The 20279-nt window shown below is 71.8% G+C and carries 19 protein-coding genes and 5 pseudogenes; 10 read left to right on the forward strand and 14 right to left on the reverse strand.

Annotated elements, in window-relative coordinates:
• The first annotated feature begins 5 nt into the window (after positions 1–5).
• The gene (locus QQK35_RS17370) at positions 6–452 is read left to right on the forward strand and encodes a tetratricopeptide repeat protein (RefSeq protein ID WP_284255271.1); all 447 of its coding nucleotides are present in this window, start codon (positions 6–8) and stop codon (positions 450–452) included.
• A 15-nt stretch (positions 453–467) separates the two neighbouring features.
• Here the strand turns inward: QQK35_RS17370 and QQK35_RS17375 are convergent, their stop codons facing one another.
• The 3 genes from QQK35_RS17375 to QQK35_RS17385 are packed head-to-tail and all read right to left on the reverse strand — an operon-like array spanning position 468 to position 1786.
• A complete protein-coding gene (locus tag QQK35_RS17375; protein ID WP_284255272.1) occupies positions 468–1205 on the reverse strand; it encodes a TIGR01777 family oxidoreductase in 738 nt (245 codons plus the stop codon).
• On the reverse strand, positions 1172–1357 hold the full coding sequence (locus QQK35_RS17380; RefSeq protein WP_284255273.1) for an NAD-dependent epimerase/dehydratase family protein: 186 nt from the start codon (positions 1355–1357) through the stop codon (positions 1172–1174). The genes QQK35_RS17375 and QQK35_RS17380 overlap by 34 nt, the downstream gene beginning before the upstream one ends.
• Before the next feature lie 3 nt (positions 1358–1360).
• Entirely contained in the window at positions 1361–1786 is a 426-nt protein-coding gene (locus tag QQK35_RS17385) for an OsmC family peroxiredoxin (protein WP_284255274.1), read from the reverse strand.
• A gap of 48 nt (positions 1787–1834) precedes the next feature.
• Between QQK35_RS17385 and thyX the strand changes: the two genes are divergently transcribed.
• Positions 1835–2581: an FAD-dependent thymidylate synthase gene (thyX, locus tag QQK35_RS17390; RefSeq protein WP_425565031.1), complete on the forward strand. Its 747-nt coding sequence runs from the start codon at positions 1835–1837 to the stop codon at positions 2579–2581.
• 6 nt (positions 2582–2587) lie between these two features.
• On the opposite strand, the pseudogene QQK35_RS17395 reads toward thyX, so the two are convergent.
• A pseudogene (locus QQK35_RS17395) lies at positions 2588–3741 on the reverse strand (SLC13 family permease).
• Between the two features lie 102 nt (positions 3742–3843).
• On the opposite strand from QQK35_RS17395, the gene QQK35_RS17400 reads away from it, so the two are divergent.
• From QQK35_RS17400 to QQK35_RS17410, 3 genes are read left to right on the forward strand one after another with little or no spacing between them, the layout of a single operon-like run.
• Positions 3844–4005, forward strand: coding sequence for a hypothetical protein (locus tag QQK35_RS17400; RefSeq protein ID WP_284255275.1), 162 nt, complete (start codon positions 3844–3846; stop codon positions 4003–4005).
• Between the two features lie 59 nt (positions 4006–4064).
• Positions 4065–4268 carry a hypothetical protein gene (locus QQK35_RS17405; RefSeq protein WP_284255276.1) on the forward strand — a complete coding sequence of 68 codons (204 nt, stop codon included), beginning with the start codon at positions 4065–4067 and terminating at the stop codon, positions 4266–4268.
• Positions 4217–4903 (forward strand): DUF1684 domain-containing protein, encoded by a 687-nt coding sequence (locus QQK35_RS17410; RefSeq protein WP_284255277.1) that lies wholly within the window; start codon positions 4217–4219, stop codon positions 4901–4903. Before QQK35_RS17405 ends, QQK35_RS17410 begins: the two co-directional genes overlap by 52 nt.
• 10 nt (positions 4904–4913) lie before the next feature.
• Here QQK35_RS17410 and QQK35_RS17415 read toward each other — a convergent pair whose 3' ends face one another.
• The 3 genes from QQK35_RS17415 to QQK35_RS17425 form a co-directional block, all read right to left on the reverse strand.
• Positions 4914–5669: an SDR family oxidoreductase gene (locus QQK35_RS17415; RefSeq protein WP_284255278.1), complete on the reverse strand. Its 756-nt coding sequence runs from the start codon at positions 5667–5669 to the stop codon at positions 4914–4916.
• A gap of 835 nt (positions 5670–6504) precedes the next feature.
• Positions 6505–6876, reverse strand: coding sequence for a sigma-70 family RNA polymerase sigma factor family protein (locus tag QQK35_RS17420; protein ID WP_284255279.1), 372 nt, complete (start codon positions 6874–6876; stop codon positions 6505–6507).
• The gene (locus QQK35_RS17425; protein ID WP_284255280.1) at positions 6873–7748 is read right to left on the reverse strand and encodes an RNA polymerase sigma-70 factor; all 876 of its coding nucleotides are present in this window, start codon (positions 7746–7748) and stop codon (positions 6873–6875) included. The genes QQK35_RS17420 and QQK35_RS17425 overlap by 4 nt, the downstream gene beginning before the upstream one ends.
• A 95-nt stretch (positions 7749–7843) precedes the next feature.
• Here QQK35_RS17425 and QQK35_RS17430 point away from each other — a divergent pair.
• The 3 genes and pseudogenes from QQK35_RS17430 to QQK35_RS17440 all read left to right on the forward strand — a co-directional run bounded on the left by QQK35_RS17430 (position 7844) and on the right by QQK35_RS17440 (position 10356).
• Positions 7844–9494 (forward strand): annotated as a pseudogene (locus QQK35_RS17430) (bifunctional 3'-5' exonuclease/DNA polymerase).
• A 133-nt stretch (positions 9495–9627) separates the two neighbouring features.
• Positions 9628–10152 carry a DUF3145 domain-containing protein gene (locus tag QQK35_RS17435; RefSeq protein ID WP_284255281.1) on the forward strand — a complete coding sequence of 175 codons (525 nt, stop codon included), beginning with the start codon at positions 9628–9630 and terminating at the stop codon, positions 10150–10152.
• Between the two features lie 21 nt (positions 10153–10173).
• Positions 10174–10356 carry a hypothetical protein gene (locus tag QQK35_RS17440; RefSeq protein ID WP_284255282.1) on the forward strand — a complete coding sequence of 61 codons (183 nt, stop codon included), beginning with the start codon at positions 10174–10176 and terminating at the stop codon, positions 10354–10356.
• A gap of 37 nt (positions 10357–10393) precedes the next feature.
• On the opposite strand, the gene QQK35_RS17445 is transcribed toward QQK35_RS17440, so the two are convergent.
• The 6 genes and pseudogenes from QQK35_RS17445 to aceE all read right to left on the reverse strand — a co-directional run bounded on the left by QQK35_RS17445 (position 10394) and on the right by aceE (position 17941).
• Positions 10394–11629, reverse strand: coding sequence for a beta-ketoacyl-[acyl-carrier-protein] synthase family protein (locus QQK35_RS17445; protein WP_284255283.1), 1236 nt, complete (start codon positions 11627–11629; stop codon positions 10394–10396).
• Between the two features lie 57 nt (positions 11630–11686).
• A complete protein-coding gene (locus QQK35_RS17450) occupies positions 11687–11935 on the reverse strand; it encodes an acyl carrier protein (RefSeq protein ID WP_284255284.1) in 249 nt (82 codons plus the stop codon).
• Positions 11936–11995: 60 nt separating this feature from the next.
• A pseudogene (locus QQK35_RS17455) lies at positions 11996–13005 on the reverse strand (beta-ketoacyl-ACP synthase III).
• Complete coding sequence (locus tag QQK35_RS17460) at positions 12995–13930, reverse strand: ACP S-malonyltransferase (protein WP_284255285.1); 936 nt, start codon at positions 13928–13930, stop codon at positions 12995–12997. The pseudogene QQK35_RS17455 and the gene QQK35_RS17460 overlap by 11 nt, the downstream one beginning before the upstream one ends.
• A 90-nt stretch (positions 13931–14020) precedes the next feature.
• Positions 14021–15199, reverse strand: coding sequence for a PucR family transcriptional regulator (locus QQK35_RS17465; RefSeq protein ID WP_284255286.1), 1179 nt, complete (start codon positions 15197–15199; stop codon positions 14021–14023).
• Between the two features lie 17 nt (positions 15200–15216).
• Positions 15217–17941: pseudogene (aceE, locus tag QQK35_RS17470) on the reverse strand (pyruvate dehydrogenase (acetyl-transferring), homodimeric type).
• Between the two features lie 159 nt (positions 17942–18100).
• Between aceE and QQK35_RS17475 the strand changes: the two are divergent.
• Positions 18101–18573, forward strand: a pseudogene (locus QQK35_RS17475) (peroxiredoxin).
• Here the strand turns inward: QQK35_RS17475 and QQK35_RS17480 are convergent.
• Complete coding sequence (locus QQK35_RS17480) at positions 18570–19133, reverse strand: TetR family transcriptional regulator (RefSeq protein WP_284255287.1); 564 nt, start codon at positions 19131–19133, stop codon at positions 18570–18572. The pseudogene QQK35_RS17475 and the gene QQK35_RS17480 sit on opposite strands and share 4 nt — an antisense overlap.
• An 86-nt stretch (positions 19134–19219) precedes the next feature.
• Between QQK35_RS17480 and QQK35_RS17485 the strand changes: the two genes are divergently transcribed.
• Entirely contained in the window at positions 19220–20125 is a 906-nt protein-coding gene (locus QQK35_RS17485) for an SDR family oxidoreductase (RefSeq protein ID WP_284255289.1), read from the forward strand.
• The last annotated feature ends 154 nt before the right edge of the window (positions 20126–20279 follow it).

Raw genomic sequence — 20279 nt, forward strand, 5'->3', positions numbered from 1 at the left:
GGCCCGTGCGCACCCGGATCGCGGTCGTCGTCATGGCGGCGCTGCTGCTGCTGTACCTGCTGTTCGCACTGCGCTACGGGATCGTGCTCATCCGGGTCGGGCAGCCGGTCGCGATCGGGCTCGGCATCGGCATGATCGTGCTGCCGCTGCTCGCCCTCGGCCTCGTGGCGGCGGAGATCGTGTTCGCCGTGCGCGCCGAGGGGCTCGCGAAGCGGCTCGAGGCCGAGGGTGGCCTGCCCACCGAGCAGCTGCCGCTCACGGCGAGCGGGCGCGTCGAGCGCTCGGCCGCGGACGCGCTGTTCCCCGTCTACAAGGCGGCGGTGGATGCCGATCCCGAGAACTGGCGCCCGTGGTACCGACTGGCGCTGGCCTACGACGCCGCGGGCGACCGCCGCCGGGCGCGCTGGGCGACGCGCACCGCCATCCGACTGTCGCGGGAGCGGGTCGAGTAGCCGGCGCGGGGCGGCTCAGGCCGCGAAGACCGCGTCGATCGCATCCTCGACGCGAGGGTGCGTCCACGTGAATCCGTCGGCCTGCAGCCGCACCGGCACGACCTTCATGCTGTCCAGCAGCAGACGCTGACCGGCCTCGCCGAGCACGCGCCGGATGACGCCCTCGGGGGCGCGCAGGGCGTACGGCCGGCGCATCCGGCGTGCGAATCCGTGGGTGACCCGGTCGCTCGTCGCCGGTGTCGGGCCGACCAGGGCCACCGGCCCCGCGAGCGCGGAGCGGGTGAGCAGGTGCCGGATCGCCGCGACCTCGTCGTGCAGGCTGATCCACGGCCAGTGCTGACCCCCGGTGCCGAATCGGGCACCGAGACCGACACCGGTGAGGGTGCGCACGGGTGCCATCCCGCCGCCGCGTGCGATCACGACGCCCGAGCGGATCTGCACGACCCGGGTCGCGGCCGGCGCGAGGTGCGAGGTCTTCTCCCACTCCTCGACGAGGTCGGGGAAGAAGCCGCGGCCGCGCGCCGACTCCTCGGTGAGCCGCTCGCCCGGCCGGTCGCCGTAGATCCCCACGGCCGACCCGCTCACGAACACCGCCGGCGGCCGGCGCACCTGGTTCATGGCGTCGGCGAGGGTGCGGGTCGCGGCGACGCGCGAGTCGAGCAGCTGTCGGCGATAGCCGCGGGTCCACGGCATCCGGGCGATCGACGCGCCGGAGAGGTTCACGACGGCGTCGACGTCGCCGAGAGCCTGCACGTCGATCGTGCGCGCCGAGGAGCCCAGTTCACCTCATCGGGCGCGGACGGCCGACGGCGCACCAGCCGCCGGACCTCGTGGCCCTCCGCGCGCAGCGTGCGCACGAGCTCCGTGCCGATCAGCCCGGAGGCGCCGGCGACGAGCACGCGCACGGGCTAGGCCAGGCTCGCTTCGAGGGTGATCGGGATGCCGGTCAGCGCCTTCGACACCGGGCAGTTCTCCTTCGCGTCCTCCGCGAACTTCTGGAACTCCTCGGCCGACAGCCCCGGCACCTTCGCGCTCACGAGCAGGTGGCTGCCCGTGATCCCGTCGGGCAGCTGGAACGTCACCGCGGCGGTGACCTGCAGGCTCTCGGGTGCGTGGCCCGCCTGTCCGAGCGCGTTGGCGAGCGCCATCGAGTAGCACGCCGAATGCGCCGCGCCGAGCAGCTCCTCGGGATTGGTGTGCCCGACCTCGCCCTCCGAGCGCGCCTTCCAGTCCACGGCGAACTCGGCAGCGTCGCTCGAGTCGAGGGAGGTCGTGCCGCTGCCGGACATCAGGTCGCCGAACCAGAGGGTGGTCGCTTCGCTCGTGAGGGCCATGCGCTCAGCCTATGTCGCTGCCCGGCGGCGCGGCAGGCCCGCAGTAGCGTGAAGGTCGTGCCTGAGACCGCTCCCGATCCGCAGTTCCGCTCCGACATGACCGTGGAGCTCGTGCGCGCAAGCGCCGACGACTCCGACGTGCTGTTCGCCGCCCGCGTCTCGACCCAGGGCGAGAAGACCCTGGATGCCGCGGCCGCGGGAACGGGCGCGACAGATCGCGACAAGGGGCTCATCAACTACCTCATGCGCGACCGGCACGGGTCGCCGTTCGAGCACAACTCGATGACGTTCTACGTGCAGGCGCCCATCTTCGTGTTCCGGGAGTTCATGCGGCACCGGGTCGCGTCGTACAACGAGGAATCCGGCCGCTACCGCGAGCTGCGGCCGGTGTTCTACGTGCCCGGCCCGCAGCGCAACCTCGTGCAGCAGGGCAAGCCGGGCGCATACGAGTTCGTCCCCGGCACGGCGGAGCAGACCGACCTCGCGGTGCGCGAGGCGACCGTGCTCGCGACCGAGGCCTACGCCGCGTATCAGCGGATGCTCGAAGCCGGCATCGCGCGCGAGGTCGCCCGGATCGTCCTCCCGCTGTCGCTGTACTCGTCGATGTACGTGACCATGAACGCCCGCTCGCTCATGAACTTCCTCTCGCTGCGCACGAAGCGGCCCGACTCGCACTTCCCCTCCTTCCCGCAGCGCGAGATCGAGATGGTCGCCGAGGCGATGGAGGAGCACTGGGCGCGGCTCATGCCGCTCACGCACGCGGCGTTCGAGGCGAATGGGCGCGTCGCGCCATAGCGGCGCTCAGCCGGCGGTGAGGGCGAGGGCGAGCGTCGCGAGCGCGACCGTGACCGGGGCCGCGACGAGCCCGAGCAGCAGGTAGCGACCCCATGGCAGGTCGACGTCGAGCGCCCGCAGCCGCCCGTGCCACAGCAGCGTCGCGAGCGACGCCCACGGTGTGATGAGCGGGCCGGCGTTGACGCCGACCAGCAGGGCGGCGATCCGGGCGGGCGAGCCGGCGGCGGGTTCGAGGGCGAGGTACGCGGGGAGGTTGTCGACGGCGTTCGCGCCGACGAGCCCGGTGCCCGCGACGCGCAGCAGGTCGAGCGGGCCGTCGCCCGTTCCGGCGATGGCGGCGAGCACCGGCCCCGAGCCCAGCGCGTGAACCGCCTCGACGACGAGGAACAGCCCGCTCGCGAACAGGACGAGCTGCCACGGCACGAGCGCGAGACGCAGCGCGCGGCGATTCCGGAGAGCGGTCACGGCGACCAGGACGACCGCGGCGCCGCACGCCGGCATCCACGGCGGGATGCCGCTGACGAGAAGCGGAAGCAGGACGATGACGACCACGCCGCTCACGAGGAATAGCACGCGGTCGCGCGGATCCGCCGGCTGGGACGGTGCGAACCTGCCCCGCAGGGGGCCCGGAAGACGATCGCGATGATGACGCACGGCACGAGGACGGCCACGACGGCGGCCGGCGCGAGCAGGGTGACGAACCGCAGCGGGTCCGGTCCGAGAACGCGCCGTGCGAGCAGGTTGGTGAGGTTGGAGACGGGCAGCACGAGCGATCCGGTGTTGGCCAGCCAGACGGTGGTGAGGGCGAACGGCAGGGGAGACAGGCCGGCGTGCCGGGCCAGCAGCACGACCACCGGGGTCAGCAGCACCGCCGTCGTGTCGAGCGAGAGGAACGCGGTGCTCACGACGGCCATGACCACCACGAGCAGCCAGAGCACGACGGTGCGGCCGCCGGAGGCCAGCGCGAGGCGGGCGGCGAGGGAGGCGAAGAGGCCCGCCTCGGCGGCGAGCTCGGCCACCACGGTGATGGCGACGACGAACAGCAGGATCGGCCAGACCCGGTCGCCCACATCGGCCGCGGCGGCCAGCGGCAGCACGCCCGTCGCGACGAGCGCCGCGCCCGCGGCCAGCAGTGAGGTGCCGAGGACCGCGATGCGCATCGCGTTCATCCTCTCGTGAACGGCGCCGCGGGTCGCACCGGCGCGCCTGGACGACGACTGAGCGTCGGCCCCGGGTGACGGGGCGCGCCCTAGCGTCGCAGCATGCTCGCACTCATCCTGATCCTGCTGGTCATCTGGGCGGTCCTGGCCGTGCTCGGGTTCGTCATCAAGGGCATCATCTGGCTGGCGATCCTCGGCATCGTGCTGTTCGTGATCACCGGGATCATCGGCCTGATCCGGCGCGGCGGCCGGTCGAAGGCGTAGCGCGGGAATCCGTTCGTGTCGGCCGGGGTTGACACCCTCGAGCCGACAGGATGGATCACATGACCGACGCCGCCGCGCACACCGACCCGCAGTCCCCCGAGGACGCGTTCGCGTACTTCCACTCCCGCCGGGAGCAGGCGGTCGTGCAGCCGCTCGGCAGCCTCGCGCTCGTCAACACCCAGGTCATCGACTCCGAGCAGCCGATCTGGGGGTGCCGGGGCGCTGGGCGCCGCTGCCGGAGGGGCAGTCGGGCCTCAAGGTGATCGCGGCGGCCGGCGACGGCATCCGGGTCGACGGCGAGCTCGTCGAGGGCGAGGCCGTCGTGCGCGGCAAGGACGACCCGAACCCGTCGGAGGTCGTCTTCAGCGACACGCTCCGCGGGTTCGTGATCCGGATCGAGGGCGGCCAGTACGCGCTGCGCGTGTGGGACGCGGCCTCCGACGGGATCCGGGAGTTCGGCTCCATCGACGCGTACCCCTACAACCCGGAGTGGGTGGTCACCGCCGCCTGGAGCGAGAACCCCGACGGCACCACGGTGGGCTTCGAGCACACGAGCGACGGCAAGACCCGCGAGGAGGTCGTGCCCGGCTCGATCCGTTTCACCCGCGACGGGGTCGATTACGACCTCGCGGCGTTCAAGGCCGGCCGGGCACTGCAACTCGTCTTCGCCGATGCGACCAGCGGCGCGGAGACCTACAGCGTCGGCCGCTTCCTGTTCGTCGCCCCGAACGCCGACGGAACGATCACGCTCGACTTCAACCGCGCCGTGCTGCCGCCGTGCGCCTTCAGCTACGCCTTCAACTGCCCCATGCCGCCCAAGCAGAACCGCTTCTCGGTGCCGATCGAGGCGGGCGAGAAGCAGGTGCTGACCAAGGACGGCGCGCTCCTGCACGAGTGAACCGCGGCGCTCATGCCGGCATCCCGGTGAGATCGCCCGCGTCGAGCCAGTCGCGCAAACGGGTTGCGGCGATCCGGGCCCCGTTGGAGGGCAGCAGCTCATCCTCGTCGAGCCGCGCTCCGAAGTAGCGCGCCAGAGGGTCCGCGAGCACCTCGCGCGGGTCGGCCGCGTACCGCAGCCGCTCGCGGATCACCTCGTCGAGCCGGAACCGCTCGGGCCCGGCGATCTCGAGCACGCCCTGACTCGGGGCCCCAGCCACGACCACCGCCAGCGCCTGCGCCACGTCGTCCGCCGCGATCGGCTGGATGCGCGCCCGCGCGAGGCGCACGCGGCCACCGACCGCCGCGGCATCCGCGATGCTCTTCAGGAACTCGAAGAACTGGGTGGAGTGCACGATCGAGTAGGGCCGCCCGGATTCGCGGATCAGCTGCTCCTGCACCACCTTGGCCGCGAAGTAGCCGCCCTCCGAGCGGGCCAGGCGGTCGGTGCCGACCACCGACAGGGCGATGTGGTGGCCGACGCCCGCGGCACGGCCGTGGGTCAGCAGGTTCAGGGTCGAGACCTCGAAGAACTCGGTCGCCCCCTTCTCGTCGAAGTAGCCCGGATTCGTGACGTCGACGAGCACGTCGGCTCCGTCGACCGCCTCGGGCAGCCCCTCGGCGGTGTACGTGTTGACACCGGTCGCGCGGGACGCGTCGATGACGTCGTGCCCGTCGGCTCGAAGGCGGGCGACGGTCCGCGTGCCGATGAGGCCCGTCCCGCCCATGACCGCGATCCTCATCGGGATGCCGTCCACGCCGCGTAGGTGTCGGTCGCCAGCTCGGCGCCGTCGTCGGGAACGAGGAGCGCTGCGCGAGCCGCGTGCCGAAATACGTGGCGTCCGGGTCGCCGACGACCTCTCGAGGGTCACCGAGGGCCGCGAGGCCCGTGCGGATGAACTCGTCCATCGGCAGCGCCTCCGGACCGCCGATCTCGATGACGCCGTCGAGCGGCGCACCGGCGGCGGCGCGGGCGACCACGGCTGCCACATCTCGGGAGGCCATTGGCTGGATCAGCTGACGCGGGAGCCGCACCACGCCATCCACCGTCGCGGAGTCGGCGATGGCCGCCACGAACTCGAAGAACTGCGTCGCCTTGACGATCGAGAACGGTACTCCCGAGCCGCTGATGAGGTCCTCCTGGGCGACCTTGGCACGCAGGTACCCGCTGTCCGGAAGGCGCTGCGCGCCGACGATCGACAGCGCCACGTGATGACCCACGCCGCTCTGCTTCTCGGCGGAGAGGAGGTGCCCCGTCGACGTGGTGAAGAAGTCCAGCACGTCGTCGTCGGCGAACGAGGGCGAGTTCGTCACGTCGACCACGACGTCGGCGCCAGCGAGGGCCCGCCGCAGCCCCTCACCCGTGTAGGCGTTCACGCCGGAGCGCGGGGATGCCGCGACCGCCTCGTGCCCGCGCCCTCGCAACAGGTCGACGACCTGCGCTCCCACGAGCCCTGTTCCGCCGATGACGACGATCTTCATGATCCTGCCCTTCGTGACGAGCGGCGCGCCTCTCGCGCCCTCACCTGCTTGGACGCCGCAGCGAGGTGTTTTGTGACGAGATCAGGGAATCGCGTTCCACCGCCGGAGCTTCTGCGGGCTGCGGACGATCCAGACCCGGTCGATCCGGCGTCGGCGCAGGCCGAAGCTCACGATCGCCTCGACCCGGCCGCCGCGGCGCGCGATGAGCGCCAGTGCGCCGTTCACGCGCTGCTCGGTGAGCGTCGCACCGGTGCGGGGCGAGAGGGCCGCCAGCAGCTCGCGGGCCACGGCATCCCGCCCCTCGACGGGGAGGATCGGCGCGAGGACGTCGCCGCCGCTGTCCACGAGGGCGACGACGTCCGCGGTGAGGGCGGCTCCGAGAGCCGCCGGGTCGTCCTGCGCGACGGCCGCCCCGACGCGGCGGATGACGGCCTCATGGGAGGCCACGGTCATCGCGTGACGACCGCTCCGAGCTTCTCGGGGTTCATCAGCCACATGAGGTGCGTGATGCCGTCCTCGGTCGCCTCGACGGTGAGCACGGTGGATTCGACGCCGTTCCAGGCGAGCACGACCGCGGGTCGGCCGTTGGCGCGGGTCCAGCGCAGGCTGACGCCGTTCCAGAAGTGCGAGGAGAACGCGCCGACGAACTTCGCGACCCGGGTGCGGCCGACGACGAGGATGCGGGCGGCCAGCCGGTTCCGGCCGCCGCCGTCGGAGGTGCTCACGACATCCTCGGTGAACAGCTGCTCGAGCGCCTCGAGGTCGCCGCCCTGGGCGGCGCGCAGGAAGGCCTCGAGCAGACGGCGCTGCTCCTCGGGAGACACCGGCACGCGCCGTTCCGCCGCGAGATGCCGTCGCCCGCGCGAGACCAGCTGCCGCACGGCCGGCTGGTTCAGCTGCAGGATCTCGGCGATCACGGGGTACGGGTAGTCGAAGGCCTCGCGCAGCACGTAGGCGGCGCGTTCGAGCGGCGACAGGCGCTCCAGCAGCAGCAGCACCGCCAGCTCGATCGCCTCGGCGCGCTCGGCGCCGAGGGCGGGGTCGGCGCTCGTGTCGACGGGCTCGGGCAGCCACGGACCGATGTACGTCTCGCGCCGCGCCCGCGCACTCGTCGCCGCGTTGATCGCGGCGCGCGTGGTGGCCGTCGCGAGGTAGGCGGCGGGGGTCTCCACGATCGACGCGTCGACGGCCTGCCAGCGGATCCAGACGTCCTGCAGCACGTCCTCGGCCTCCGTCGCGCTGCCCAGGATGCGGTACGCGATGCCGAACAGCCGCGGTCGCACGGCGAGGAACTGTTCGTGGGGTGTCGTGTCGGTCGTGGTCACAGGGTCCTCCTCCTGCTTCGACAATGCAGCATCGCGTTCTGTGACAGGAGCACCCATCGGGTGCCGCGCGTCGGCGGCAGGCGGGAGACTGGAGCGTGTTCGTCGCGCTGAGCTCCGACCGGCGCGGCACGGTCACCGCGGTCGAGCTCGACGGCGACGCAGTCGAGACGGCGCGGACGACGGTGCCGGAACCCGCGCTCGCGGCGTGGGTCGCCGAGCGCGAGGTCGGCCGCCCCCGCTGGGTGTGGAGCGACACCGCTCGCTGGTATCCGGACCTGCTGGCCGGCGGAGTGCGCATCGAGCGCTGCGTCGACCTGCGGCTGTGCCGGCGGATCCTGCGCAACGCGGTCTGGACGGCGGCGTCGACCTGGCCGGACGATGCCTGGAACGCCCCCGCCGATGGCCCCGCGGGTGCGGCAGCGGCCGACGCGCTGTTCGCGCTCGAGGAGCCGCGCCCCGACGACGACCCGGTCGCCGAGCTGCGGCGCCAGCGCACCGCCGTCGCCGCGTCGAGCGAGCCGGGCCGTCTCGGGCTGCTGGTGGCCGCCGAGAGCGTCGGCTCGCTCGTCGCCGCCGAGATGAGCTTCGCGGGCCTGCCGTGGCGGGCCGACCTGCACGATGCGATCCTGCGCGAGCTGCTCGGCGACCCCGGCCCGTCGGGTCGCCCAGCGCGCATGGAGGCGCTGCTGGCCGAGGTCCGCGCGGCCCTCGACGCGCCCGAGCTCAATCCGGACTCGCCGGTGGAGCTCGTCAAGGGTCTGCAGCGGGCGGGACTGCGTGCGACCAGCACCCGCTCGTGGGAGCTCAAGCGCCTCGACCATCCGGCGATCCCGCCGCTGCTCGAGTACAAGAAGCTGGCCCGCCTGCTCTCGGCGAACGGCTGGAGCTGGCTCGCCGAGTGGGTGCGCGACGGCCGGTTCCGGCCGGTCTACGTGCCGGGCGGCGTCGTGACCGGCCGCTGGGCGGCGGACGGCGGAGGTGCGCTGCAGCTGCCGAAGCAGGTGCGCGGGGCGGCGGTCGCCGACCCGGGATGGCGCCTCGTCGTCGGCGATGCCGCCCAGCTGGAGCCGCGAGTGCTGGCCGCGATGTCGCGCGACGTCGCGATGGCGCGGGCGGGTCAGGCGCAGGACATGTACCAGGGCATGGTCGACGCCGGCGCCGTCGAGACCCGCCCGCAGGCGAAGTACGGCATGCTCGGCGCGATCTACGGAGGCACGACGGGCGAGAGCGGACGGATGCGCCCGCGGATCGAGCGGGCGTTCCCGCGTGCGATGGCCTTCGTCGAGGATGCCGCGCGGGCGGGGAGCGGGGTGAGGTGGTGACGACGTGGCTCGGCCGGAGCTCCCCACCCGGGCGGCACGGCCCGGGCCGGATCGACGGGGCCGACGAGACGCTGTCGGATGCCGAGACCCGGCGCGCGCAGAACGACGCCCGCGGCTGGGGCCGGTTCACCCGCAACTTCGTCGTGCAGGGCACGGCCGCCGAGTGGGCGCTGTGCTGGATGGGCGGCCTGCGACGCCGCCTGTGGGAGCTCGGCGGGCCCGGTCAGCCGCTCACCGAACGGCCCCATCTGGTCTTCTTCCTGCACGACGAGCTCATCGTGCACACCCCGCGGCGCTCGCGCCGGTCGTCGAGGTCGCCCTGCGCGAGTCGGCAGCGGAGGCCGGACGTCTGCTCTTCGGTGCCGCCCCGGTCGAGTTCGCCCTCACCGTCGCGACGGTGGAGCGCTACGCCGACGCGAAATGAGCCCGGCGAAACACCGAATGACACCCTTGTAACGCTCGGGGTGCTCTGACAGAATGCAGCGAAGCACAGCTCTCTCGTGCATTCATCGGGTCGATGGGGAAGTCGCATCCGACGAATGGAGAGAGAAGTGACGATGCAGGTCGAACGTGGTCTCAACACGCGTGCCCTGTCGCGCGGAGTGGTGTACATCCACTCCGCTCCTCGTGCGCTCTGTCCGCACGTCGAATGGGCGGCCGGACGCGCCCTCGGGCGTGCCGTGAACTTCGACTGGCGCGAGCAGCCGGTGCTCCGCGGCGCCCAGCGCACCGAGTACTACTGGGAGGGCCCGCGCGGCACCGGAGCGGCGCTCGCGAGCGCGCTGCGAGGCTGGGAGCACCTGCGCTACGAGGTCACCGAGGACGCCGGCCTCGGCACCGACGGCGGACGCTGGATGCACACCCCCGATCTCGGCGTCTTCTACGCGCAGACCGACACGGCCGGCAATCTCGTCGTGCCGGAGGACCGCATCCGGTTCGCGATGGAGTCGGCCGGTTCCGACGCCTTCGAACTGCACCGCGAGCTGCGGCTGGCGCTGGGTCAGGCCTGGGACGACGAGCTCGAGGTGTTCCGACACGCCGGGCAGGACAGCCCGGTCGTGTGGCTGCACAAGGTGGGATAGAGACGATCGGGGGAGACGATCATGAAGCTGCCGAAGCACAAGATGCCGCGCCTGCCCGGGCCCCGGCACCTCGCGCGCGCGCGCCTGTCGATGGTCGTGCGGCTGCTCGACTTCGAGGCCGCCGACCTCAGCGACGACCCCGAGAAGGACGACTGGTGGCTGGCTCGCGAGGCGCGCGCCCTCGAGGTGGGCGCGCGCCGCTGAGGGGACCGAGCAGCCCGCGCAGCGGGCGTCTCGCGACCTAGACCGAGCGGATCGCCACCACGGCGTTGTGCCCGCCGAACCCGAACGAGTTCGAGATCACGAGCTGGTCGCCGTCGCCGAGCGGCTGCGTCTGTGCTCCCACCGAGAGCGGGATCTCGGGGTCGAGCTCCGTGATGTTGATCGTCGGCGGGGCGACGCGGTCGCGCACGCTGAGGATCGCGAAGATCGCCTCCAGCGCCCCCGTGCCGCCGAGCAGGTGCCCGTGCGAGGCCTTGGTGGCCGACAGCGGGATGCCGTGCACGCGATCCCCGAACACGGCCAGCAGCGCCTTGTACTCGGCGATGTCGCCGACCGGCGTGCTGGTCGCGTGCGCGTTGATGTGCGTGACGTCGTCCGCCGAGGCGCCCGCCTGCTCGAGGGCGGCGCGCATCGCGCGCGCGGCGCCCCAGCCCTCGGGGTCCGGTGCCGTGATGTGGTACGAGTCGCTCGTGACGCCGCCGCCGGCGATCTCGGCGTAGATGCGTGCGCCGCGCGCCTTCGCGTGCTCCTCGGTCTCGAGCACGAGCGCCGCCGCGCCCTCGCCCATGACGAACCCGTCACGGGACACGTCGTAGGGCCGGGAGGCGGTCGCCGGGTCGTCGTTGCGCCTCGAGAGCGCCTGCATCGAGGAGAACGACGCCAGCGTGATCGGGTGCACGCACGACTCCGAGCCGCCTGCGATCACGACGTCGGCGAGACCCTGCTGCAGGTGGTCGTACGCGTTGGAGATCGATTCGGTCGACGACGCACAGGCGGCGACGTCGGTGCGGGCGAAGGCACGAGCGTTCAACGTCATGCTCACCGCGGCTCCCGCGGCGTTCGGCATGAGCATCGGCACCGTCATCGGAAGGACCCGGCGCGGGCCCTTCTCCTTGAGGGTGTCCCAGGCGTCCAGGAGGGTCCAGAGGCCGCCGATGCCGGTCGCCCAGTCGACGCCGAGGCGCTCGGGCTCCGGCTCGGGCGCGCCGGCATCCGCCCACGCCTCGCGGGCCGCGATGATCGAGAACTGCGCGACGGGGTCGAGGCGCTTGATCTCGACGCGCTCCAGCACCTGGTCGGGACGCACCTTGGCCTCCGCGGCGAAGGTGACGGGCAGCTGCAGCTCCTCGACCCATTCGTGGGTGAGGCTGCGGGCCCCGGACTCACCGGCCAGCAGCGCGTCCCAGCTGTCGGGCGCGGTGCCGCCGAGCGGGGTCGAGGCGCCGATGCCGGTGACGACGATCTTCTTGGTCATTTCGAACTCCACAAGACAGAGAACGGGGCGGAGGCGTGTGCCTCCACCCCGTGGGGACTAGCTCTGCGCGTTGACGATGTAGGTGACGGCGTCGCCGACGGTGGTGAGGTTCTTGACCTCTTCGTCGGGGATCTTCACATCGAACTTCTCCTCGGCGTTGACCACGATGGTCATCATCGAGATCGAGTCGATGTCGAGGTCGTCGGTGAACGACTTGTCGAGCTCGACGCTGTCGGTCGCGATGCCGGTCTCGTCGTTGATCAGCTCAGCCAGACCGGCGAGGACCTCGTCCTTGGTCAGTGCCATGTTGGTTATCTCCTTGATTGGGATGGACGGGGGGAGGGTTCGAAATGACCTCCCCGAATTCTAGGGGAGCCGTACCACCTGGGCGCCGTAGACCAGGCCCGCTCCGAAGCCGATCTGGAGGAGAGGCCGCCGCTGGCCTCGGGGTGCTCCTCGAGCAGGCGGTGGGTCGCGAGCGGGATCGACGCGGCGCTCGTGTTGCCGGTGGTCGCGATGTCGCGGCCGATCAGCACGCTCTCGGGCAGCTTCATCTGCTTGGCGAGCTCGTCGATGATGCGCATGTTCGCCTGGTGCGGCACGAACGCGGTCAGGTCCTCGGGCCGGATGCCGGCGACCTCGATCGCCTGGCGGGCGACCTTGGCCATCTCCCACACCGCCCAGCGGAAGACGGTCTGGCCGTCCTGGCGCATCGTGGGGAAGCTCTCGAGCTCGCCGTCGCGCCACTGCTGGAAGGTGCCGGTCATCCAGATGCTCGACCAGTGCGATCCGTCGGAGCCCCACACGGTCGGGCTGATCGCCGGCTCGTCGCTCGGGCCGACGACCGCCGCACCCGCCCCGTCGCCGAGCAGGAACGAGATCGACCGGTCGGTCGGGTCGACCATCTCGCTGAGCTTCTCGGCGCCGATCACGACGACATGCTCGGCGAGGCCGCTGCGGATCAGCGCATCGGCCTGGGCGATGCCGTAGGTGTAGCCGGCGCAGGCGGCGTTGACGTCGTAGGCGGGCACCGTGCCCACGCCCAGCCGCTCCGCGACGAGGGTCGACACGGACGGCGTCGCCATGGTGCCGCTGATCGTCGAGACCAGCACAGCCCCGACCCGGCTCGGGTCGATGCCGGCCTTCTCGATCGCCTCCGAGCCCGCGGCGACCGCGAGATCGGCGGCCGTGACGTTCTTCGACGCGCGCTTGCGCGAGATGATCCCGGTCCGCTGGCGGATCCACTCGTCGCTCGAGTCGATCGGCCCGATGATGTCGTCGTTGGGCACGTCGAGGTCGCCGCGCGCCGCGCCGAGCGACAGGATCCGGGTGTACTGCGGGCCGACGGCCTGGGTCAAGCGGGGGTCATGCGGCACCGTCCTGGTCGATGAGGTCGCGCGCGGCGACGAGGTCGTCGGGGGTCTTCACGGCGACGGTCGGCACGCCCTTGAGCCCGCGCTTGGCGAGGCCGACGAGCGCCCCCGCCGGGGCGAGCTCGACGAGGCCGGTGACCCCGAGCGCGGCGAACGACTCCATGGTGAGGTCCCAGCGCACCGGCGACGCGACCTGCCCGACGAGGAGGTCGACGTACTCGGCGCCGGATGTCACCGGCCGGCCGGTCCTGTTGGTCCAGATGGTGAGCGTCGGGTCGTGGATCTCGACTCCCGCCGCGACGGCGCGCAGCTCGTCGACGGCGGAGCCCATCCACCGGGTGTGGAACGCGCCCGCCACCTGCAGCGGGATCACCCGGGCGCCCGCGGGCGGATCCGCCGCCAGCGCCGCGAGGCCGGTCAGCTCCCCGGCGACCACGATCTGGCCGCCGCCGTTGAAGTTCGCGGGGTGCAGGCCGTGTTCGTCGAGCTTCGCGAGCAGGTCGGCCTCGTCTCCGCCGACGACCGCGCTCATGCCGGTCCGCGCTCTGCCGGCCGCGTCGGCCATGGCGGCGCCGCGCGCGGCGACCAGGCGCATCGCGTCGTGCTCGCTCACGATGCCCGCCCCCGCCGCTGCCGCGAGCTCGCCCACCGAGTGCCCCGCGATCCCGGCCAGCGCACCGCGCCGGGCGTCGGAGCCGTTGAGGATGCCGCCGAGGGCGACGAGCGAGGCCGCCACGATGAGCGGCTGGGCCACGGCGGTGTCGCGGATCGTGTCGGCATCCGAGACCGTGCCGTGCGTCACGAGATCCACGCCCGCCGCGGCACTCAGCGCCGCGAGATGCTCGGCGTATTCGGGCACGGCGATCCACGGCTCCAGGAAGCCGGGGGTCTGCGAGCCCTGTCCGGGCGCGACGACGACGACACTCACACCGTCCATCCTCTCAATCGAATCGGCACCGCGTCGAACGGTGCCCACGAACAATCCGCCGCGACGCTGTGCGCGTCGTACAAGCGGCGGTCAGGATTTGCGGGATGCCGAGATGCTGCCGACGATCAGCGCGGACTGCAGGATGAGCGCCTCGCGGGCGCCGGTCGCGTCGTATCCGATGATCTCGCTGATGCGCTTCAGCCGGTAGCGCACCGTGTTCGGGTGCACGAACAGCTCCCGGGCGGTGGCCTCGAGCGACCGGCCGTTGTCGAGGTACGCCCACAGCGTCGTGAGCAGGTCGCTGGAGTGCTCCTGGAGCGGCTTGTACACGCGGTTGATGAGGGTGGATCGCGCGAGCGGGTCGCCCGCGAACGAGCGCTCCGGCAGCAGGTCGTCCGCGAGGGCGGGGCGCGGGGCGTTGCGCCAGGCGCGGGCGACCGCGAACCCGGCCAGGGCCGCCTTCGCGCTGCGGGCCGCCTCCACGAGCGACGGCACCTCGTGACCGAGCACGAGATGCCCCGGCCCGAACCCGGGCTCGAGTTGCGCCGCGATCTCGAGGAACGGGAGCGGGTCGCGGCCGTCGGTGATCTCCTCCGCCGCCTCGACGCGGCCGATGACCAGCACGAGCCGGCTGCCCTGCACACCGATCAGCACGTCGGCGTCGAGGTGCCGCGCCGTGCGGCGCAGCTGGTCGACGTCGAGCATGCGCGGCGCGGTGCCGACCAGCACGCTCACGGCGCCGTGGCCGTTCCAGCCGAGGGCGGCGATCCGGCTCGGCAGCTCCGTGTCGTATTCGCCCGTCAGGATCGAGTCGACCACGAGCGCCTCGAGGCGCGCGTCCCAGAGCCCCCGAGCTTCGGCGGCACGGGCGTAGACGTCGGCGGCGGCGAAGGCGATCTCGCGCGAGTAGAGCAGGATCGCGTCCTTCAGCGACTCGTCCGCATCCTTGCGCACCCGCTCCTCGACGACCTCGACCGTCACCCGGATGAGCTGCAGCGTCTGCTGCAGGCTCACCGAGCGCAGCAGCTCACGGGGAGCGGCGCCGAAGACGTCGGACGCGATCCACGGGGTGGAGCTCGGGTCGTCGAACCAGGAGACGAACGACGTGATGCCGGCCTGCGCGACCAGCCCGACGGCGCTCCGCCGGCCGGGCGGCATGTCGCGGTACCAGGGGAGCGTGTCGTCGAGACGCTTGAGCGTCGCCGTGGCCAGCTCCCCGGAGAGAGTGCGTAGCCAGGCGAGGGTCTGCGCCTTCGTGCGCTCCGCCATGTCCTCGGCCCGAGCGGTCAGCTCTCGCCGCCCGCCGATCCGCTCGTGCCGGCGTTCACATCGTGCAGGCGGTACTTCTCGATCGCCTGGCCGACGGCGGACGGGTCGACCTGTCCGCGCCGCGCGAGCGCCTGCAGCGTGCGGACCACGATCGACGGGCCGTCGATGTAGAAGAACCGCCGCGCCGCGGGTCGCGTGTCGCTGAAGCCGAAGTCGTCGGCGCCGAGCGTGAGGTAGTCGCCCGGCACGAACTGCCGCACCTGATCCGGAACCGCGTGCATGAAGTCCGAGACGCCGATGAACGGCCCCTCCGCGCCCGCGAGCTTCGACCACAGGTACGGCACCTGCGGGGCTCCTCCGGATGCAGGAAGTTATGCTCGTCGGCGGCCAGTCCGTCGCGGCGCAGCTCGGTCCACGAGGTGACGCTCCAGACGTCCGCCGCGACGTTCCAGTCGGCGGCGAGCAGTTCCTGCGCCTCGAGCGCCCACGGAACGCCGACGCCCGAGGCCATGAGCTGCGCCTTCGGGCCGAGGTTCTCGGCCGCCTTGATCCGGTGGATGCCGTGCAGGATCCCGTCGACGTCCACGTCCTCCGGCTCGGCCGGCTGCCGCATCGGCTCGTTGTACACGGTGAGGTAGTACATGACGTTCGGATCGGTCGAGGCCGGCCCATACATCCGCTCGATGCCCGCCCGCACGATGTGCCCGATCTCGTACCCGTACGCCGGGTCGTAGGAGACGACGGCCGGGTTGGTCGAGGCGAGCAGGTGCGAGTGGCCGTCGGCGTGCTGCAGGCCCTCGCCGGTCAGCGTCGTGCGCCCGGCCGTGGCGCCGATGATGAAGCCGCGCGCCATCTGGTCGCCGGCCGCCCACATCGCGTCGCCGGTGCGCTGGAAGCCGAACATCGAGTAGAAGACGTACACCGGGATCAGCGGCTGTCCGTGGGTGGAGTAGCTCGTGCCCACGGCGGTGAAGGCCGAGAAGGCGCCGGCCTCGTTGATGCCGACGTGCAGGATCTGACCCTGCTGGCTCTCCCGGTAGGCCAGGAGCAGCTCGCGGTCGACCGACGTGTAGTGCTGGCCGTTGGGGTTGTAGATCTTCGCCGTCGGGAAGTAGGCGTCCATGCCGAACGTGCGGGCCTCATCCGGGATGATCGGCACGATCCGGTTGCCGAAGTCCGGCGCGCGCAGCAGGTCCTTGAGCAGGCGGGCGAACGCCATGGTGGTGGCGACCTCCTGCTTGCCGGAGCCCTTCCTGGCGATCTCGTACGCGCTCGCGTCCGGGACGTTGACGGGAACGTGGGCGTGCCGGCGCTCCGGCACGTAGCCGCCGAGCGCGCGGCGGCGCTCCTGCATGTACTGGATCGCCGGGTCGTCGGGGCCGGGGTTGTAGTACGGCGGCTGGTACGGGTTCTCCTCGAGCTGGGCATCCGTGATCGGGATGCGCATCGCGTCGCGGAAGTCCTTGAGGTTGTCGAGCGTGAGCTTCTTCATCTGATGGGTCGCGTTGCGACCCTCGAAGCTCGGTCCGAGGCCGTAACCCTTGACCGTCTTCGCGAGGATGACGGTCGGCTGCCCCTTGTGCTCCATCGCCGCCTGGAACGCGGCAAACACCTTGCGGTAGTCGTGGCCGCCGCGCTTGAGGTTCCAGAGCTGCTCGTCGGTGTAGCCCTCGACCATCTTCGCGGTCACCGGGTCGCGGCCGAAGAAGTTCTCGCGCACGTACGCGCCGGACTCGGCCTTGTAGGTCTGGTAGTCGCCGTCCGGGGTGCGGTTCATCAGATTGACGAGCGCGCCGGTGCTGTCGCCCGCGAGCAGCGAGTCCCACTCCCGGCCCCAGATCACCTTGATGACGTTCCAGCCGGCGCCGCGGAAGAAGCTCTCGAGCTCCTGGATGATCTTGCCGTTGCCGCGCACCGGGCCGTCGAGACGCTGCAGGTTGCAGTTGATGACGAACGTGAGGTTGTCGAGCTGGTCGTTGGCCGCCCACTGCAGCGCGCCGCGGGACTCGACCTCGTCCATCTCGCCGTCGCCGAGGAACGCCCAGACGTGCTGGTCCGAGGCGTCCTTGATGCCGCGGTTGGTGAGGTACTTGTTGACCTGCGCCTGCCAGATCGCGTTGATGGGTCCGATGCCCATCGACACGGTCGGGAACTCCCAGAACTCGGGCATGAGCCGCGGGTGCGGGTAGGAGCTCAGCCCGTGCGGGGCGCGGCTCTTCTCCTGCCGGAAGCCGTCGAGCTGATCGGTGCTGAGCCGCCCCTCGAGGAAGGCGCGGGCGTACATGCCGGGGAGGCGTGGCCCTGATAGAAGATCTGGTCGCCGCCGCCCGGGTGATCCTTGCCGCGGAAGAACCAGTTGTGGCCGACCTCGTACAGCGCCGCCGACGACGCGTACGTGGAGATGTGGCCGCCGACAGCGATGCCGGGGCGCTGGGCGCGGTGCACCGTGATCGCGGCGTTCCACCGGATCCACGCGCGGTACCGGCGCTCGAGCTCCTCGTCGCCCGGGAAGTCGGGCTCGTTCTCGGGCGCGATGGTGTTGATGTAGTCGGTCGTGGGCACCATCGGCACGCCCAGATGCAGATCCTTCGAGCGCTTGAGCAGCGACAGCATGACCTCGCGCCCGCGCTCGTGCCCCTTGGCGGCGACGAGGCCGTCGAGCGACTCCCGCCACTCCTGCGTCTCGTCCGGATCCTGGTCGGTGTGATCCACCGAATACGGGTCCTGGTCGTTCACCGTCACCGCTGACCTTCTTCGCAGTCGCTTCCCGCGCGCGCGACCGGATCGGGTGGGCGCATCGGGAGATGGGGAGTCCGGGCCGGATTACGGCCGGGCGCCGTGTGGCAATTCGAGTCTAGGACGTCCGGCGCTTCGGTTCCGGCGGGCGTAGGATCGCGACCCGTGGCTCTCGAGAATGACACCAAGGCTCCGGACTTCGATCTGCCCAATCAGTTCGGTGAGCACGTGCGGCTCAGCGACTTCCGCGGCGAGCGTCCGGTTGTCCTCGTCTTCTTCCCGCTGGCGTTCTCGGGCGTGTGCACGGGGAGCTCTGCGCCCTGCGGGACAGCCTGTCGCTGTTCCAGGAGCAGGGCGCCGAACTCATCGGGATCTCCGTCGACTCGAAGGCGACCCTGCGGGCCTGGGCCGAGCAGGAGGGCTACGACTTCACCCTGCTGGCCGACTTCTGGCCGCACGGCGCCGTCGCCAAGGAGTACGGCGTGTTCCTCGAGGAGAAGGGCTTCGCCAACCGGGCGACGTTCGTGATCGACCCCGGGGGCGTGATCCGGGCATCGTTCATCACCGCGCCGGGCGAGCCGCGTTCGATCGAGGCCTATCGCGAGGCGCTCGCAGACGTGCTGGCGCCCGCCGCCTAACGCGCGATCGCGCGCAGCTCGCGCAGGCCGTCCTCGGTGAGGTCGGCGAGTCCGCGGGTCTGCCCGGGGGCGACCCAGGCGGCGAACGCGGCGTGGAACACGGCGATGCCGGATTTCGCGGCGAGGGAGGCGCCCGGCTCGGCGACGCCGCGCTCGCGCAGCGCCGCTGCCATGCGGTCACCCACGTCCGCCATCTTGAGCAGCTCCCGTTCGCGCAGGCCCGGATGCGCGTCGATCACCGTGCTGCGCAGACGCGCGCCGTCGCGGGCGTCGTCGGTGAAGAAGTCGGATGCGGAACGCAGCCCCGCCGCGACCGCTTCGAGCGGGGCGGCGTCCGGGGCAGCGGCGCGCACGCCCTCGACGAACAGCCCGGCGAACCCCTCCTGATCGCCGAAGAGCACCTCGCGCTTGTCGCGGAAGTAGCGGAAGAACGTGCGCTCGGTCACGCCCGCGCGCTCGGCGATCGCCGCGACCGTCGTGGCTTCCACGCCGCGCTCCGCGAACAGCTCGAGCGCGGCCCGTCGCAACCGTCCCGCCGCATCGGGCTCCCATCTCACCATGGCCCGATGCTAGTCGATGACAGTTTCTGACATGGAGTGCTACGGTCGTGATGTCACAATCTGACATCAGCGATCGGAGACACATCATGCGCTACTTCATCACCGGCGGATCCGGCTGGATCGGCTCGGCCGTCACCCGGGAGCTGCTCGGCACCGGCCACGAGGTCGTCGGACTCGCCCGGTCCGAGGTGTCGGCCGTACGGCTGGCGGACCTCGGAGCCGTGCCGGTCCGCGGCGAGCTCACCGACCTCGACACGCTCGCGGGCGCCGCCCGGGAAGCCGACGGCGTCATCCACCTGGGCTTCGTCCACGACTTCACCGACTTCGCCACCTCCATCGCGATCGACCGCGCCGCGATCACCGCGCTCGGCGAGGCGATGTCCGGAAGCGGCCGTCCCCTGCTGATCGCCTCCGGCTTCGCGGGCCTGGCGCCGGGCTCGATCGCGACCGAGGAGACTCCGGCGGACCCCGCGGTCGCGGGACCGCGAGCGGAGACCGCGCGCATCGCGGAGCAATTCGGCGGACGGGGCGTACGCGTGATCTTCGTGCGCTTCGCGCCCACGGTGCACGGCATGGGCGACCACGGCTTCATCTCGGCGATCGCGCACACCGCGCGTCAGCGCGGCGTCTCGGCGTACATCGCCGACGGCGCCCACCGGTGGGGAGCGGTGCACCGGGACGACGCGGCGCGCCTGGTGCGCCTCGCGGCCGAGCGGCCGGAGCTCGCCACCGTGGCGCACGCCTCAGGTGAGGAGGGCGTGCCGACCCGCCTCATCGCCGAGGCGCTCGGCGAGCGACTCGGCGTGCCGACCGTGTCGATCGAGCGGCGCGATGCGGACGAGCACTTCGGCTGGATGGGCCGCTTCTTCGGCGGCGACCTGGCCGGATCGAGCGCCCTGACCCGCGAGCGCTTCGGCTGGGAGCCGGCCGGGCCGACCCTCCTGGAGGACATCGCCGCCGGCGCATACGATGTGCCGGTCGCGGCCGCTTGACCTCCCGCATGACCCTGTCCTCCGAATGGGGGACTCGGGTCGTCCCCCATTCACGACTAACCTGGGGTCGCCACCATCCCCCCTGGTGGACATCCCCCATCCACGTCTCCCCCCAGGACGTATTCCCCCCATGAGCGTTGATCCGAACGCGCCT

The organism is Pseudolysinimonas kribbensis, assembly GCF_030161895.1.
GTDB lineage: Bacteria > Actinomycetota > Actinomycetes > Actinomycetales > Microbacteriaceae > Pseudolysinimonas > Pseudolysinimonas kribbensis.